At 70.6% G+C, this 15709-nt stretch carries 12 protein-coding genes and 1 pseudogene; 10 read left to right on the top strand and 3 right to left on the bottom strand.

Translation table 11 applies throughout. From position 1 onward, the window contains the following. Positions 1-9: 9 nt before the first annotated feature. On the bottom strand, positions 10-2823 hold the full coding sequence (locus CT688_RS08090; RefSeq protein ID WP_107756481.1) for an aconitate hydratase: 2814 nt from the start codon (positions 2821-2823) through the stop codon (positions 10-12). 251 nt (positions 2824-3074) lie between these two features. Between CT688_RS08090 and CT688_RS08085 the strand changes: the two genes are divergently transcribed. From CT688_RS08085 to CT688_RS08050, 8 genes and pseudogenes are all read left to right on the top strand, one after another. Further along, on the top strand, positions 3075-3605 hold the full coding sequence (locus CT688_RS08085) for a DUF6676 family protein (RefSeq protein ID WP_107756480.1): 531 nt from the start codon (positions 3075-3077) through the stop codon (positions 3603-3605). Between the two features lie 380 nt (positions 3606-3985). Then, complete coding sequence (locus tag CT688_RS08080) at positions 3986-5419, top strand: NlpC/P60 family protein (RefSeq protein WP_107756479.1); 1434 nt, start codon at positions 3986-3988, stop codon at positions 5417-5419. 195 nt (positions 5420-5614) lie between these two features. Then, complete coding sequence (locus CT688_RS08075; protein WP_197431486.1) at positions 5615-6679, top strand: MoxR family ATPase; 1065 nt, start codon at positions 5615-5617, stop codon at positions 6677-6679. Further along, positions 6676-7656, top strand: coding sequence for a DUF58 domain-containing protein (locus tag CT688_RS08070; protein ID WP_107756478.1), 981 nt, complete (start codon positions 6676-6678; stop codon positions 7654-7656). Before CT688_RS08075 ends, CT688_RS08070 begins: the two co-directional genes overlap by 4 nt. Continuing rightward, positions 7653-8633, top strand: a complete 981-nt coding sequence (locus CT688_RS08065; RefSeq protein ID WP_107756477.1) for a VWA domain-containing protein — start codon at positions 7653-7655, stop codon at positions 8631-8633. The genes CT688_RS08070 and CT688_RS08065 overlap by 4 nt, the downstream gene beginning before the upstream one ends. A 54-nt stretch (positions 8634-8687) precedes the next feature. Beyond that, positions 8688-9419: a 3-oxoacyl-ACP reductase FabG1 gene (fabG1, locus tag CT688_RS08060; protein ID WP_107756476.1), complete on the top strand. Its 732-nt coding sequence runs from the start codon at positions 8688-8690 to the stop codon at positions 9417-9419. A 2-nt stretch (positions 9420-9421) separates the two neighbouring features. After that, a complete protein-coding gene (inhA, locus tag CT688_RS08055; RefSeq protein WP_107756475.1) occupies positions 9422-10249 on the top strand; it encodes an NADH-dependent enoyl-ACP reductase InhA in 828 nt (275 codons plus the stop codon). Beyond that, positions 10246-11291: pseudogene (locus CT688_RS08050) on the top strand (ferrochelatase). Before inhA ends, CT688_RS08050 begins: the two are co-directional and overlap by 4 nt. 18 nt (positions 11292-11309) lie before the next feature. On the opposite strand, the gene CT688_RS08045 reads toward CT688_RS08050, so the two are convergent. Further along, positions 11310-12152, bottom strand: a complete 843-nt coding sequence (locus CT688_RS08045; RefSeq protein ID WP_107756474.1) for a hypothetical protein — start codon at positions 12150-12152, stop codon at positions 11310-11312. Between the two features lie 77 nt (positions 12153-12229). On the opposite strand from CT688_RS08045, the gene CT688_RS08040 reads away from it, so the two are divergent. Continuing rightward, positions 12230-13042, top strand: a complete 813-nt coding sequence (locus CT688_RS08040) for a DUF3097 domain-containing protein (RefSeq protein ID WP_107756473.1) — start codon at positions 12230-12232, stop codon at positions 13040-13042. Positions 13043-13058: 16 nt separating this feature from the next. Here the strand turns inward: CT688_RS08040 and CT688_RS08035 are convergent, their stop codons facing one another. Next, positions 13059-13727, bottom strand: a complete 669-nt coding sequence (locus CT688_RS08035) for a TVP38/TMEM64 family protein (RefSeq protein ID WP_231750557.1) — start codon at positions 13725-13727, stop codon at positions 13059-13061. A gap of 134 nt (positions 13728-13861) precedes the next feature. Between CT688_RS08035 and CT688_RS08030 the strand changes: the two genes are divergently transcribed. Further along, positions 13862-15709, top strand: coding sequence for a methylmalonyl-CoA mutase family protein (locus CT688_RS08030; RefSeq protein WP_197431485.1), 1848 nt, complete (start codon positions 13862-13864; stop codon positions 15707-15709).

The raw sequence follows: 15709 nt of genomic DNA, 5'->3' as shown, positions 1-15709 counted from the left end.
TGGAGGTGATCAGCCCTTGATCATGTTGCGCAGGACGTACTGCAGGATTCCGCCGTTGCGGTAGTACTCCGCCTCGCCGGGGGTGTCGATGCGCACCTTGGCGTCGAACTCGACCGTCCGGCCGTCCTCCTTGGTGGCGGTGACCTTGACCGTCTTGGGCGTGGTGCCGTTGTTCAGCTCCTCGATCCCGGTGATGTCGAAGGTCTCGGTGCCGTCCAGTCCGAGGGTCTCGTGCGACTCGCCCTCGGGGAACTGGAGCGGCATGACGCCCATGCCGATGAGGTTCGAGCGGTGGATGCGCTCGAACGACTCGGTGATGACCGCCTTGACGCCGAGCAGGCTGGTGCCCTTGGCCGCCCAGTCGCGCGAGGACCCGGTGCCGTACTCCTTGCCGCCGAGCACGACGAGCGGAGTGCCCTGAGCAGCGTAGTTCTGGGCGGCGTCGTAGATGAACGCCTGCGGGGCGCCCTCCTGCGTGAAGTCGCGCGTGTAGCCGCCCGTGACGCCGTCCAGCAGCTGGTTCTGCAGACGGATGTTGGCGAAGGTGCCGCGGATCATGACCTCGTGGTTGCCGCGACGCGACCCGAAGGAGTTGTAGTCCTGACGGGCCACGCCGTTGGCGTCGAGGTACTGCGCGGCCGGGGTGCCCGGCTTGATCGTCGACGCCGGCGAGATGTGGTCGGTCGTGACCGAGTCACCGAGCTTGGCCAGCACGCGGGCGCCCTTGACGTCCTCGACCGGGGTGAGCTCCATCTGCATCCCCTCGAAGTACGGGGGCTTGCGGACGTAGGTGGACTTCTCGTCCCACTCGAAGGTCTTGCCGTCCGGGGTGCTGAGCCCGCGCCAGCGGTCGTCTCCGGCGAAGACGTCGGCGTACTTGGACGTGTACTCCTTGGACGAGATGGAGGCCTTGATGGTCTCCTCGATCTCCTCGCTGGAGGGCCAGATGTCCTTGAGGTAGACGTCGTTGCCCTCGGAGTCCTTGCCCAGGGAGTCGCTCTCGAAGTCGAAGTCCATGGTCCCGGCGATGGAGTACGCGATGACCAGCGGCGGGGACGCCAGGTAGTTCATCTTGACGTCCTGGTTGATCCGGCCCTCGAAGTTGCGGTTGCCGGACAGGACCGCTGTGGCGGTGAGGTCGTGCTCCTGGATGGCCTCGGAGATCTCCTCCGGCAGCGGACCGGAGTTACCGATACACGTCGTGCAGCCGTAGCCGACCAGGTAGAAGCCGAGGGCCTCCAGGTCCGGCCAGAGTCCGGCGCGCTCGTAGTACTCGGTGACGACCTGGGAGCCCGGCGCCATGGAGGTCTTGACCCACGGCTTGGCCTTGAGGCCCTTCTCGTGGGCCTTGCGGGCGAGGAGCCCGGCGCCGATCATCACCGACGGGTTGGACGTGTTGGTGCAGGAGGTGATCGAGGCGATGGAGACGATGCCGTGGTCCAGGACCATCTCGGTGCCGTCGACGGACACCTCGACGGGCTTGGAGGGACGGCCCTCGGCACCGGCGGAGGCGTCGGCCCGGACCGAGCCCTCCTCGGCGTGGGACAGGGTGGCCGTGCCGACGTTGTCGGACGGGGCGCCGCCCTCGGACTGCATCCGACCCTTCTCGGTGTCACCGAGGGGATTGACACCGGCGTCCACGTAGTTGTGGATGTCCTTACGGAACGCACTCTTGGCGTCGGCAAGCTCGATACGGTCCTGCGGACGCTTGGGCCCGGCGATCGAGGGGACGACATCGCCCAGGTCGAGCTCCAGGTACTCGGAGAAGACGGGCTCCTCCGCCTCGGGGTCGAGCCACATGCCCTGCTCCTTGGCGTACGCCTCGACCAGAGCGAGCTGCTCGTCGTCGCGGCCCGTCAGGCGCAGGTAGTCGATCGTCTCACCGTCGATGGGGAACATGGCACAGGTGGAGCCGAACTCCGGGCTCATGTTGCCGATCGTGGCACGGTTGGCCAGCGGCACGGCGGCGACACCGGCACCGTAGAACTCCACGAACTTGCCGACGACGCCGTGCTTGCGGAGCATCTCGGTGATCGTCAGGACGACGTCCGTGGCGGTGACGCCCGGCTTGATCGAGCCGGTGAGCTTGAATCCCACCACGCGGGGGATGAGCATGGAGATGGGCTGACCGAGCATGGCGGCCTCGGCCTCGATCCCGCCGACGCCCCAGCCCAGGACGCCGAGTCCGTTCTCCATGGTGGTGTGTGAGTCGGTTCCCACACAGGTGTCGGGGTAGGCCTGGCCGTTGCGGACCATCACCGACCGGGCGAGGTACTCGATGTTGACCTGGTGGACGATGCCGGTACCGGGGGGGACGACCTTGAAGTCGTCGAACGCGCCCTGGCCCCAGCGGAGGAACTGGTACCGCTCCTCGTTGCGCTGGTACTCGATCTCGACGTTCTTGTCGAACGAGTCCTTTCCACCGAAGGACTCGATGATCACCGAGTGGTCGATGACCATCTCCGCCGGCGCGAGGGGGTTGACCTTGTCGGGGTCGCCGCCGAGGGTCTTGACGGCCTCACGCATGGTGGCGAGGTCGACGATGCAGGGGACACCGGTGAAGTCCTGCATGATCACGCGGGCGGGCGTGAACTGGATCTCGGTATCGGGCTCGGCGGCGGGGTCCCAGCCCGCCAGCGCCTCGATATGCGCCTTGGTGACGTTCTTACCGTCTTCGGTGCGCAGCAGGTTCTCGGTGAGGACCTTGAGGGAGTAGGGGAGCTTCGCGGCTCCGTCGACCGCCGACAGGCGGTAGATCTCGTAGGCTTGGCCGCCGACCTCTAGGGTTCCCTTGGCGCCAAAGCTGTCAATGCTTGCTGTCACGTCAGCTCCACTCGTGGTGTGAATGTCGATTCGTCATCCCTCCCGGTGTCACCGCGTGTCTCGGGCGGCGACGCCGGGGGCGGACACAGGACCCATTGTGGACCCTCGCGCCCGGTTGCGGTCACCAATTTACCAGTACGGTCGTTCTGTATAGGTTCCGGCCCGCCCGAAGGTGGGGGGCGCGGAGCGGGTGTCGCGCCGTCCGGCGCGCGTGTTCGGTTCGACGACGACGAGATGGCACCATATCGCCCGTGGACAACTCCGACGATTCCGTGACCACGCTCGCCTACGAGGCCGAGCCGGTGATGTCTCTGCAGGAGGGGGAGGTTCCGCAGTGGCTGGACTACGAGGCCGTGTCACGGGACCTCGCCGACGACGGCGTCTCCGCTCCGGAGCCGTTCGTCGAGGGCCTGCGGACCGTGGTCACCGAGGCGGGGGACCGTGGGCTCGACCTCAAGGTGGTCTACACCGAGGCCCCTGCGCTCGTCTACACCGACGCCCGCGACCTCGCCGCCCTGCTGAACGAGGAGTACGAGGGCACGATCCTCGTCCGGACCCCGGTCTTCGTCGGTAGCTCCAGCGACACGATTCCGCGGCATCTCCTCGAGGCGGGCCAGGACGATGCCTGGGAGGAGTTCGACCCCGTCGCCTCCGCCGCGGTGTTCGCGCACAAGGTCACCGCCCCCGCGCCTCCCTGGGGAGCGCTCTCCGCCATCGTGCTCGTCCTCGCGATCGTGGTCGCGGTCGCGTTCGCGGTCGTGCTCCGGCGTCGCCTCCGCTGACGGTCACGGTCCCGCATCACCGCCCGACACGCCGACGTTCCTCGGGTTATTCGAGTTACAGCAGTGTATTTTGCCGCCTGATGTTCCAGACGGGGCTTCTGTGACCTACGGTGCTAGAGGAACCATCGGTTCTGCCGAGTTGGTATGAGGCTCTAGTGGCGCAGGGGAAGGCATCACCGGCACCTCACCCTTCTCGGTGACGCGTCCCGCCGCGCGGGTCGCGCGGTCGACCGCATCCTCGTGCGGTTATCGGAAGGTGAAACGTGAAGCCTGACCATTTATCAACCCGCGCTCCGGGAGCGCGGAGACGTCGGGGTCCGGGGCCGGCGGGCGGTCGTGCCCTGCTCGCCGCAGCGCTCGTCCTGGGCACCGCATCGGGTGTGATCCAGGCGCCCGTCGTGGCGGCACAGGTGGAACCCGCGGCCTCGCCCGAGGACATCAGCGGCCTGATCCGCGCGGTCGCGGATGCGTCCGCTCGACTCGACGCCACCCGCCAGGACATCTCGGTCAAGCGCGAGGGGGTCAACAAGACCCTCGTCGACCTGCAGATGGCCCGACTCGACCTCGACCGGTCAATAGCGGAGGCCGACCGCACGATCGCCGAGCGCGAGCAGGCGGAATCCGGCGTGGAGTCCGCCAGGAGCACCCTCGACGAGTACTCCCGGTTGTTACATCGCCAGGGGACGGCTCCGGGAGCGGCCTCCGCGATCCTGGACCCGGGCGGCCCCGCCGATGCCGGGCGACGACAGGAGTTCCTCAGGCGTGCGGCCGCGGACCAGCAGCACGTCGTGGGGGACATGGTCGCCGCGGTGGACGCCGCGGCCCGCAGGGAGTCCGACGCCGCACTCGCGAGGACGGAAGCCGAACAGCGCTACGCCGACGCCTCCTCACGACGTGACGCCGCGGAGTCCGAGGTGGCGGCCGTCTACGCCGAGGTCACAGATCTGGAGGCGGAGGTCGCCGACCTGACCCGTGCCCTGGAGCAGAACCAGATCGCGCTCGAGGAGTCCGGGGCCACTCCCGCAGGACCCCAGACCGCCGACCCGTACACGGTCGACCAGGACGCGTTGCGCGACGAGGCGGTCCGCGCCCTCGCCGCGGACCCCCGGGCGGGGCGCCAGGCGGCGGACATCGCCTCTGCGCTCCCCGGCCATCTCGACCTCGGCGCGGTGCGCCAGTTCGCCGCGGGATCCTCCGACGGGGCGGCGAGGGCGATCGGCGGGACGATCGACGCCGGCAGCGTCGGAGCCGCGATCGACGCGGGTGTCAACGGGAACACCGAGGCGATCATCCAACAGGTGGCCGACGCGATCGGACGGGCCGACTTCGGGTCCATCCAACAGGGCCCGGCGGCACCTGCTCCCGCACCCGGCCAGGGGGGCGGCAACACGGGCACCCCGTCGAGTTCGGCCAGGGTGGAGACGGTCGTCAACCGGGCACTGTCCCAACTCGGCGTCCCCTACGCCTGGGGAGGCGGAGACGCCAACGGGCCCACGCGCGGCATCCGGGACGGTGGCGTCGCGGACAGTCACGGTGACTACAACAAGATCGGCTTCGACTGCTCAGGCCTGATGATCTACGCGTTCGCCGGGATCGGCAAAGCCCTCCCACACTTCACCGGCTACCAGTACACGGCGGGCCCCCAGTACCCGGTGGCCACCCGCCAGCGCGGCGACATGCTCTTCTGGCCCGGTCACGTGGCGCTGTACCTGGGTGACGGCCGGATGGTCGAGGCCCCGCAGTCCGGCGACGTCGTCAAGATCTCACCGGTGCGGATGGCGGGGATCTCACCCATGGTCGTCCGGCTGACCTGACGACATCGCGCCGACCCACGGTGCCCGGCCGCTCGTCGGCCGGGCACTGGTCGGTCCGGGAACGGCCGTGCACCGGTACTGTCGATCGCAGTCCGTCCTGACGGTACGGCCCCGGTGCCACGGACCACAGACCTCGGACCCCGGGCCTCGGACCACGGGCCTCAGACCCCAGATCTCGCGAAGGAGCCCCCCGCGGTGAGCGATCCCCGAACCGACCATCCGGCCGACCCGGGTTCCGACCCCGCGGTGAGCGCGTCCTCCGCGGCCTCGGACGCCAGGCTCCTGGAGCAGGCGGTGTACGAGGTCAAGAAAGTCGTGGTGGGTCAGGACAGGCTCATCGAGATGATCCTGGTGGGACTGCTCTCGCGCGGCCACATCCTCCTCGAGGGCGTGCCCGGGGTCGCCAAGACGCTCACCGTGGAGACCTTCGCCTCCGTGGTGGGGGGCAGCTTCCGACGCCTCCAGTTCACCCCGGACCTCGTCCCGGCGGACATCGTGGGAACCCGGATCTACCGCCAGGGCCGCGAGGAGTTCGAGGTCGAGCTCGGTCCGATCCTGGCCAACTTCGTACTGGCCGACGAGATCAACCGCGCCCCGGCAAAGGTCCAGTCGGCCCTGCTCGAGGTGATGGCGGAGGGCCACGTCTCGATCGGCGGGCAGACCTTCCCGATGCCGGCACCGTTCCTGGTGATGGCGACCCAGAACCCCATCGAGAGCGAAGGCGTGTACCAGCTCCCGGAGGCCCAGCGGGACCGGTTCCTCTTCAAGCTCGTGGTGGACTACCCCAGCCCCGAGGAGGAGCGGGAGATCGTCTACCGGATGGGGACCCGTCCGCCGGAGCCCTCACGCGTCCTCGGCGTGGACGCGCTGCTCCGGCTCCAGGACGCGGTGCGTGAGGTCTTCGTCCACCACGCGCTGGTCGACTACGTGGTCCGCGTGACCGTCGCGACCCGCGAACCCGGGAGGCACGGCCTCGAGGACGTCGCCAGATGGCTCGCGTACGGCGCGTCCCCCCGCGCCACCCTGGGGGCCGTCACCGCGGCCCGGGCGCTGGCCCTGGTCCGGGGTCGCGACTACGTGGTGCCCCAGGACGTCGTCGACGTGCTGCCCGCGGTGCTCCGCCACCGGTTGGTTCTCACCTATGACGCACTGGCGGACGAGATCACGGCGGACACCGTGGTGCGCCGCGTCCTCGAAGCAGTCCCGCTCCCACAGATCAGCGCGGTTCCCGCACAGCCCGGGCCGCCGCCCGCACGGTGACCCCGGCAGACGAGGCAGCCCGCGACGACCCGGTCGCGGCGGCGTCCCGCGCCGCCCTGGCACAGCTGGAACTACTCGTGACCCGCCGCCTGGACGGCGTGCTCAACGGCGACCACCGGGGACTGCTCCCCGGGCCCGGTACCGAACCCGGGGAGGCACGCGCCTACGAACCCGGTGACGACGTCCGCGCCATGGACTGGTCCGTGACGGCCCGGACCACCGTGCCGCACATCCGACAGACCATCGCCGACCGGGAACTGGAGACCTGGATCGTCGTGGACATGACGCCCAGTCTCGACGTGGAGGGGCGGTACGGCACCAAGCGCCGGCTCGTCGAGGCGGCGGCGGCCACGGTGGGGTTCCTGTCCGCGGTGGGTGGCAGTCGTGTGGGGATGGTCCTCACCGGCGCCGGTCGCCCCCGGGTACTGCAGGCCAGGAGCGGGCGGGACCATGTCAGGCGGCTCCTGGAGGAGATCTCCCGGTCCGGGACCGAGATCTCCCCGGGCGGCACCCTCGACGGTGCCCTGCGCGCCGTCCGGAACGCGGCCCGCCGGCACGGCCTCGTGGTGGTGGTCTCCGACTTCCTCACCGAGATCGACTGGGAGCGGTCCCTGCGCGTCCTGGGGACCCGGCACGAGTTCCTCGCGGTCCACACCGCCGACCCGCTCGACATCGCGCTTCCCGCGGTGGGGGCCGCGTTGCTGCAGGACCCGGCCACCGGGGAGGTGCTCGAGCTCGACGTCGACGACGCGCTGGCCGCCGACTACCGGCGCGCCGCGGACGACCATCGCCAGGAGGTCCACTCGGCCCTTCGCCGCTGCGGCGCCCCGGTGCTGGCCCTGCGCACGGACCGGGACTGGATCAGGGACGTGATCGACTACGTCGGCACCCGACGTCAGGGCGGCCTGCCCACGGGTGAGAACCTCGTCCGCGACCTGCCCGACGAGTATCCGCCGACGAACGGGACCCCCCGATGAGCCTGTCGGATTTCCTACACCCGCTGTGGCTCGCGCTGATCGTGGTGCCGCTGGCCCTGGCCATCGGTTACGTGATCGCCCTGCGCTCCAAGAAGCGACGCACCGTGCGCTTCGGCAACTTCGGTGTCCTGCGCACGGTCGACCGCGGCGGGCGGAGATGGTTCACGCACGTCCCCGCCGTCCTGCTCATCCTGTCGATACTCGCGCTGGTGGTGGCCCTGGCGGGTCCGCAGCAGGAACAGAAGGTGCCACGGAATCGTGCGACGGTGATGCTCGTCGTCGACGTGTCCCTGTCCATGGAGTCCACCGACGTCGCACCGTCCCGCCTGGAGGCCGCACAGCAGGCCGCCACCACCTTCGCCAACAACCTCACACCGGGGGTCAACCTCGGGTTGGTCTCGTACGCCGGCACCGCCTCCATGCTCGTCGCACCGACCACCGATCGTGGGCCGGTCACCCGGGCGATCGAGCGGCTCAGGCTTGACGAGCGGACGGCCACGGGCGAGGGCATCTACACCGCGCTCCAGGCGATCACCACGTTCACGGAGAGCCTCGGTGGGCCGGATCAGGCCCCGCCCGCGCGAATCGTCCTGCTCTCCGACGGCAAGGAGACCGTTCCCGCGGACCCCACGGAGGAGCGGGGGGGATTCACCGCCGCCGCCCGGGCCGAGGAAGCCGGCATCCCGGTCTCGACCATCTCCTTCGGCACCCTCTACGGGACCGTCGACATCCAGGGCCGCCCGCAACCGGTCCCCGTCGACGACGCCTCGTTGCGCACGATCGCCGAGATCTCCGGTGGTGACTTCTTCACCGCGTCCAGCCTCGAGGAACTCGACTCCGTCTACCGCACCCTCGAGGAACAGATCGGGTACGAGTGGAAGAAGGCGGACGCCTCGCGTCCGTGGCTCGTCATCGGCTCCCTGCTGGCGATGCTGGCCGCGGCCGGATCACTGGTGGCCCACCGCCGGATCCCGTGACCGGTCGGCGCACCGCCATCGGGCCACCCGCCCCTGTTCGATAGGTTGGTGCCCATGGTTCCCGACAGCACGCCCACCCCCACGCCCCGGACGGTCCTGGTGACCGGGGGCAACCGCGGCATCGGACGCGCCGTCGCCGAACGCCTCGCCGCCGACGGCCACCGCGTCGCGGTGACCCACCGGGGGTCCGGCGCACCGGAGGGGGTGTTCGCGGTGAGGTGCGACGTCACCGATCCCGACTCCGTCGAGGCGGCGTTCACCGCGGTCGAGGCCGAGTTGGGGCCTGTCGAGGTGGTGGTGTCCAACGCCGGGATCACCGACGACACCCTCCTGATGCGGATGAAGGACGAGCAGTTCACCCGGGTGGTCGAGACGAACCTGTCCGGCGCGTTCAGGGTGGCCAAACGAGCGTCCCGCGGGATGCTGCGCGCCAGGTTCGGCCGGCTCATCTTCATCGGTTCCGTGGTCGCCCAGTCAGGGACGGCGGGTCAGGTCAACTACGCGTCGTCCAAGGCCGGGCTCATCGGGATGGCCCGGTCACTGACCCGAGAACTCGGGTCGCGCAACATCACGGCCAACGTCGTGGCCCCCGGCTTCATCGACACCGACATGACCGCCGGCCTCGACGACAAGACGCAGGCCCTCGCGGTGGCGGCCATCCCGCTCGGCCGCAAGGGGAGGGCCGACGACGTGGCGGGGGCCGTCAGCTTCCTCGCCGGAGACGACGCCGGATACATCTCGGGTGCCGTCATACCCGTTGACGGCGGAATGGGAATGGGGCACTGATCATGAACGACCACACCGGCACCGGGCTCCTGTCGGGCAAGACCGTCCTCGTCACCGGGGTGATCACCGACGCCTCGATCGCTTTCCACATCGCCAAGCACTGTCAACTCCACGGCGCCACCGTCATCCTCACCGCGTTCGGTCGTCCGTCACTGGTCAAGGCCATCTCCAAGCGCCTGCCGCACAGACCCGCGGTGATCGAACTGGACGTGCGGAGCGAGGCGGACCTCGCCGCCCTCGAGGGCAGGGTCAGGGAGCACGCCGATTCACTCCACGGTGTGGTCCACTCGATCGGTTTCGCGCCCCCGAGCTGCCTCGGCGAGCCGTTCCTCGACGCCCCGTGGCAGGACGTCTCGGTGGCCGTGGAGGTCTCGGCCTACTCGTACGCGGCCCTCGCCCGGGCGGTGCGCCCACTGCTCGCGCCCGGCGCGTCGATCATCGGCCTGGACTTCGACCCGAGGTTCTCCATGCCCTTCTACAACTGGATGTCCGTGGCCAAGAACGCCCTCGAAGCGGTCAACCGCTACGTGGCCCGCGAACTGGGCCCCGAGGGGGTGCGGTCCAATCTCATCGCCGCCGGCCCCGTCAAGACCCTCGCGGCCAAGGCCATCGCCGGCGACGCCCTCGGACCGGGGGGAGAACTGGACCTGATGCAGGAGGAATGGGCCGAGCGTGCGCCCCTCGGATGGGACGTGGACGACCCCACCTCGGTCGCGACCACCGCGGTGGCGCTGCTCTCGGACCTCATGCCCGCCACCACGGGAACTGTGATCTACGCCGACGGTGGCGCCGGGACCGTCTCGTTCAGCGGACAGGAGAACTCCAGATGACCGATGGTGCCCTCGAACACACGGGTCCCGTGGACGCCCTTCTCGTGCTGTCCTTCGGTGGGCCCGAGGGGCAGGAGGACGTGATCCCCTTCCTCGAGAACGTCACCCGCGGCCGCGGGATCCCGGCGTCGCGACTCGAGGAGGTGGCCACCCACTACCGACAGCTGGGCGGCCGCAGCCCCATCAACGACCTCAACCGCGAGATCATCGCGAACGTCCGCGCCGAGTTGGCGCGGCGCGGCAGGGATCTGCCGATCTACTTCGGCAACCGCAACTGGACGCCGATGATCGAGGAGACCGTACGGCAGATGACCGCGGACGGCGTGCGGTCGGCCGCGGTGTTCGCCACCTCCGCATGGGGCGGTTACTCCGGGTGCGCGCAGTACCAGGAGGACATCGCCCGCGCGCGCGAGCAGGTCGCCGGTGCACCCACCATGGTGCGCCTGCGTCAGTTCTACGACCATCCGCTGTTCATCGAGCGGTTCGCCGACGACCTTCGCGCCGCGATGGCCTCTGCGGCCCCGGGCGCACGCGTCATCTTCACCGCACACTCCGTTCCGGAGGCGGCGGACGCCGTGGCGGGCCCTCCCGCACTCGGAGGCCACCTCTACAGCCGTCAAGTCGCCGAGGCGGCGCGGTTGGTGGCCGAGGCCGCAGGGGTCGCGGACCACGATCTGGTGTGGCAGTCCCGTTCCGGCCCCCGAGCGTGCCGTGGCTGGAGCCCGACGTGGTGGATCACGTCAGGGAAATCGCGGAGGCGGAGAGCGTCCGTGACGTCGTGGTGGTCCCCGTGGGGTTCATCTCCGATCACGTCGAGGTGATCTGGGACCTGGACACCGAGTTGGTGAACGAGGTGCGCGAGCTCGGCGTGACGGTCACCCGGACCGCGACGCCCGGGCCCAGCCCGGAGTTCGCCAGGATGGTTCTGGAACTCCTCGATGAGGTCGAGACCGGAGTGACCGGGGACAGGCTCGGTGACGTTCCCGCGCTGGGCTGCAACCGGGACGGTGCCCGGTGCGCGGTGGGGTGTTGCGCTCGCTAGGACCGTCGCAGGCCCGCGTCAGGACCCCCGCAGGGCCGCGTCACCCGATGCCGCACCCCCCGCGGCGGCGATCCCGGCGGCGGCGACCGCCGACCGGCGTGCGGCGTCCTTCACGGTCACGAGTCGACGCAGGACGGGCTCGCGGGTGGCCGGGTCGACGCCCACGTCCGGCTGTGCCAGCGCGACCGAGATGATCGCCTCCACCCTGTCGATCCTGTCCACCAGCTCGATCACGCGGGACGGCAGACCGGCGGGTAGCCGGGTGACGTGGGAGTCCAAGTCCAGATCGCCCGCCTGACCCACCCGTGTCGTGGTCCGCTCGATCAACTCCGCCGCCTCGACCACCGCCTGCCCCAGGGCGAACAACGCCGCCGAGGGCCCGTCGGGTTGGGGAGGCACCGGACAGTCCGCGATACCGCGGGCACGCCACCGCAGGACGTCCGGGTGCGGGTGGACGCACGTGAGAACGACCGCCTCACGGCTCGCCGGGTCGCGGACCAGGACGCCCCATCCCGCCGCCGCCACGTCGGACCGGACCGCGGGGACAGCGGGCAGGCTCGACGAGTCCCCGGGCGCGGCGGTCAGCAGGGCCAGCGACTCCGGAGCGGGATACGTCCGACCCGATCGGCGGAGTGAGGTGATCAGGCCCGGGAGCAGTGCGGTCGGTCCCGAGGCGGGGGAGACCCCGTCCAGCATCCGCACGGGATCACCCGTGACCTCGACCAGGTGGGACCCCGCGAGCCCCGAGACATATCCGGTGAGGGCGTCGAACGGTTGGTCTCCCCAGGCGGTACGCAGCAGGACGAGGGGCAGTGGCCACGCGGGGGACAGCGCGGCGCCGCGGGTGAGGGGGCGTGACATGACGATCGATCCTACCGGTCGGTGCGCCGCCCCCTCCCGGTCCGCGCATCCGGCTAGCCTGTCGGGCCATGACAGACATGTACGGATCCGACGTCCTGTCCGGGACCGCCCGGCGCCGCCGGCCGGAGATCCCCGTCGTCGTCGCCGAGAGCGATCTGGTGGCGGAGCACGCCGACTCCGGCTTCTGCGGAGCCGTGGTGGGTTTCAGCCACACCCCCGACGGCGACTTCGTGAAGCTCGAGGACCGTCGCGGCCTGGTCCGCCTCTTCGCCATGACCCCCTCGGCCTTCCTCATCGACGGCTCACCGGTCACCCTGCGTCGGCCCGGGCCGGTCGTGAAGGCGGGCCCGAAGGTCACCGCGTCCGGGTCCCGGAAGGTCGAGGGCCTGCGTGCCAGGACCGCGCGCGCGGGCCGCATCTGGGTCGAGGGAATCCACGACGCGGCCCTCGTCGAGAAGATCTGGGGCCACGACCTGCGTGTGGAAGGGATCGTCGTGGAACCGCTTCACGGGATCGACGACCTGCCCGCGCTGGTGGGGCAGTTCGGGCCGACGCCGCAGGCGCGCCTGGGCGTCCTGGTCGACCACCTCGTGGAGGGCAGCAAGGAGTCGCGCATCGTGGCCGGGCTCGGGGACGACGTGCTGGTGACCGGCCATCCTTACGTCGACATCTGGCAGGCGGTCAAGCCCCGGGCCGTGGGCATCCACACGTGGCCCGTGGTGCCGCGTGGGGAGGACTGGAAGACGGGCATCTGTGACCGTCTGGGCTGGGGGGAACCCGCGGACGGCTTCCGGCGGGTCCTGGCGGCGGTGAGCTCCTACCGCGACATCGAACCGGCCCTGCTCGGTGCGGTCGAGCGGTTGGTGGACTTCGTCACCGAGCCCGCCTGATCCCCCGGGGCACGGCTCACGACGCCTCGGTGTCGTTCCCCGGCTCGGTGTCGTCGTCGCCCCGAACGGGCAGGCGGGCGTCCAGGATCATGCCGACCAGCCCCACCCCGGCGAACGCGGCGGTCGCCCACAGTGCGGCGGTTCCGTCGCCCTCCGTGAGGGAGTGCCCCAGCAGGACCGCCGCGACGGTCCCCGGAGCACTGCCCAGGACCGTCGCGACGAGGAACTGCCGGAACGGGATCGAGGTGAGGGCGGCCGCGTAGTTGAGTACGGAGAACGGCACCGCCGGGACCAACCTCAGGCTCCCGACGGAGAGCCATCCGCGCCGTCGGAGACGTGCGTCCACCGCAGCGATGCGGGGGTCCGAGCGCAACGAGGCGGTGCGGCGGTGGCCCAGCCGGCGGACCCCGACGAACGCCAGCGAGGCCGCTACCCCGGAGGCCACCAACGACGACGGGATCGCCACGGCGGGGGTGAAGAGCACCGCGGCCGAGTACGTGAAGGTCGACCGGGGGATCGGGCCCACCGTGACGAGCGCGTAGGCGGTGAAGAACGCGACCGGGAACCACGGTCCCAGCTGGTCCGCCCAGCCACGCAGTTGCTCCAGGCCAGGGGTCGGGATGACGGTGGCCAGCAACACCAGGAGCAGGACGACCGCTGCCCACCCCGCCACCCGTCCTCGCACGCGTCGACTCTAATCCCAGGGCTCCGTCGTACCCGCGCCGGTGACCCCGCACACACGGTCACGTTCCGGCGGGCGAAGATGCTGCATTAGAGTCCGAGGTGACCCCCTTCACTCCACAAGAGAACGAGGTACCGGTGTCCAGTCCGACCACAGGTCCCGACCTTCAGTCCTGGTACGCCTCTGTGGGAGCCGTCCTCGCGAAGGCCGCCCGCAAGGATCCGTCCGAGATGCCGGAGGACGCGTGGCGCGCCCTCGTGGCCACCACCCGGGACGGGATCGAGGTGAACCCCCTCTACACGCGCGCCGACGAGACGCCCGAGCGCTCCGCACCGGGCTCGTTCCCGTTCGTGCGAGGAGGGGACCGGTCAGGGTTGCCGGACAACGGTTGGCACGTCTGCGTCCGGGTCGACGCCCAGGGCGACCCGAGCGACGTCAACACCGCCGTTCTGGACCTTCTCGGCCAGGGGGCGTCCGCCCTGTGGTTGCGGGTGCCCGCCTCCCAGGTGGGTGCCGTCCTCAAGGACGTCTATCTCGACCTCGCCCCGGTGACGTTCGACGCCGGTGCCGACCTCGTCGAGGTGGGTGAGGCGTTCCTCGAACTGCTCGACCAGCGCAGGGCCGCGGGCGACGGGGTGACCGACCGGTCCGCGATCATCGCCGACCTCGGTGCGGCACCGGTCACCGCCGCGTACGGCGACGGGGGGCCCTCGCGGTCGATCGACCTCGGCGCGGCGGTCTCTCTCGCCACACGCGTGGCCGAGCGGGAGGAGACCGTCCGGACCTTCGTGGCCGACGGCACGGTCTTCCACGCCGACGGTGCCGGGGACGCCCAGGAACTCGCGTACGCCACCGCGGCGGGCCTGGAGTACGTGCGCGCCCTGGTCTCGTCGGGGCTCGACGTCGACCTCGCCCTCCGCCAGATCTCGTTCCGACTGGCCGCCACCGACGACCAGTTCGTCTCGATCGCCAAGTTCCGTGCCGGGCGTCTGATGTGGGCCCGCGTCGCGGAGCTGCTGGGCGCGCCCGAGGCCGGGGACGCGCCCCAGCACGCCGTGACCTCCGCGGCCATGATGTCGCGGCGTGACCCGTGGGTGAACATGCTGCGCACCACTCTCGCCGCGTTCGGTGCCGGGGTCGGCGGCGCCACCTCCGTGACCGTGTTGCCGTTCGACGTCTCCCTGCCGGGAGGTCTGGAGAGCACCTCTCGGGCCTTCGCCGAGCGGATTGCCCGGAACACCCAACTGCTGCTGCTCGAGGAGTCGCACCTGGGGCACGTCGTCGACCCGGCCGGCGGATCATGGTACGTCGAATCACTCACCGACTCGCTCGCTGAGGCGGCGTGGTCCGCGTTCCAGACCGTCGAGTCCGAGGGCGGACTCGCGGCCGCGATCGCCTCCGGGAGCGTCGCCGACGCCGTCGCCCGTGTCCGCCAGGCCCGTGATGCCGACATCGCTCACCGCACGGCACCCGTCACCGGGGTCTCCGAGTTCCCGAACCTCGCCGAGCCGCCACTCGACTCCACGCGCCGGGGTGGCGAGGACTACCGGTACGGCCGCGACTTCGAAGCCCTGCGCGATCGCTCGGACGCCCACCTGGAGGCCACCGGCTCCCGGCCGACGGTCCTGCTCGCGGGGCTCGGCCCGATGGCCGAGACCACGGGCCGCGTGACCTTCGTCGCCAACCTGCTCGCGGCCGGCGGCATCGACACCCGGAACCCACTGGCGACCGCGGCAGACCAGTACGCCGGTGTCCGGAAGGATGAGGACATCGCCGTCCTCTGCGGCGCCGACAAGCGCTACGCCACCGAGGGCCCGGACGCCGTCCGTGCGCTGCGTGAGGCGGGTGTGGGAACGGTCTACCTCGCCGGCGCCGAGAAGGGGTTCCCCGCCGACGCCACGGACCGGCCGGACGGGTACCTCGCCACCGGGATCGACGCCGTCGCCGCCCTGACCGCCCTCCTCGATCAGCTGGGAGTGAAGTGA

It is taken from the genome of Dietzia sp. JS16-p6b (assembly GCF_003052165.1).
Taxonomy (GTDB): Bacteria; Actinomycetota; Actinomycetes; order Mycobacteriales; family Mycobacteriaceae; genus Dietzia.
Note: the sequence above shows the minus strand (reverse complement) of the source record. Positions and strands in the feature narration are given on the sequence as shown.

Coding starts and splice junctions, on each gene's coding strand:
- CT688_RS08065 (WP_107756477.1), top strand. CDS start 7,653: ATGAGCCTGTCGGATTTCCTACACCCGCTGTGGCTCGCGCTGATCGTG.
- CT688_RS08045 (WP_107756474.1), bottom strand. CDS start 12,152: ATGTCACGCCCCCTCACCCGCGGCGCCGCGCTGTCCCCCGCGTGGCCA.
- CT688_RS08040 (WP_107756473.1), top strand. CDS start 12,230: ATGTACGGATCCGACGTCCTGTCCGGGACCGCCCGGCGCCGCCGGCCG.
- inhA (WP_107756475.1), top strand. CDS start 9,422: ATGAACGACCACACCGGCACCGGGCTCCTGTCGGGCAAGACCGTCCTC.
- fabG1 (WP_107756476.1), top strand. CDS start 8,688: ATGGTTCCCGACAGCACGCCCACCCCCACGCCCCGGACGGTCCTGGTG.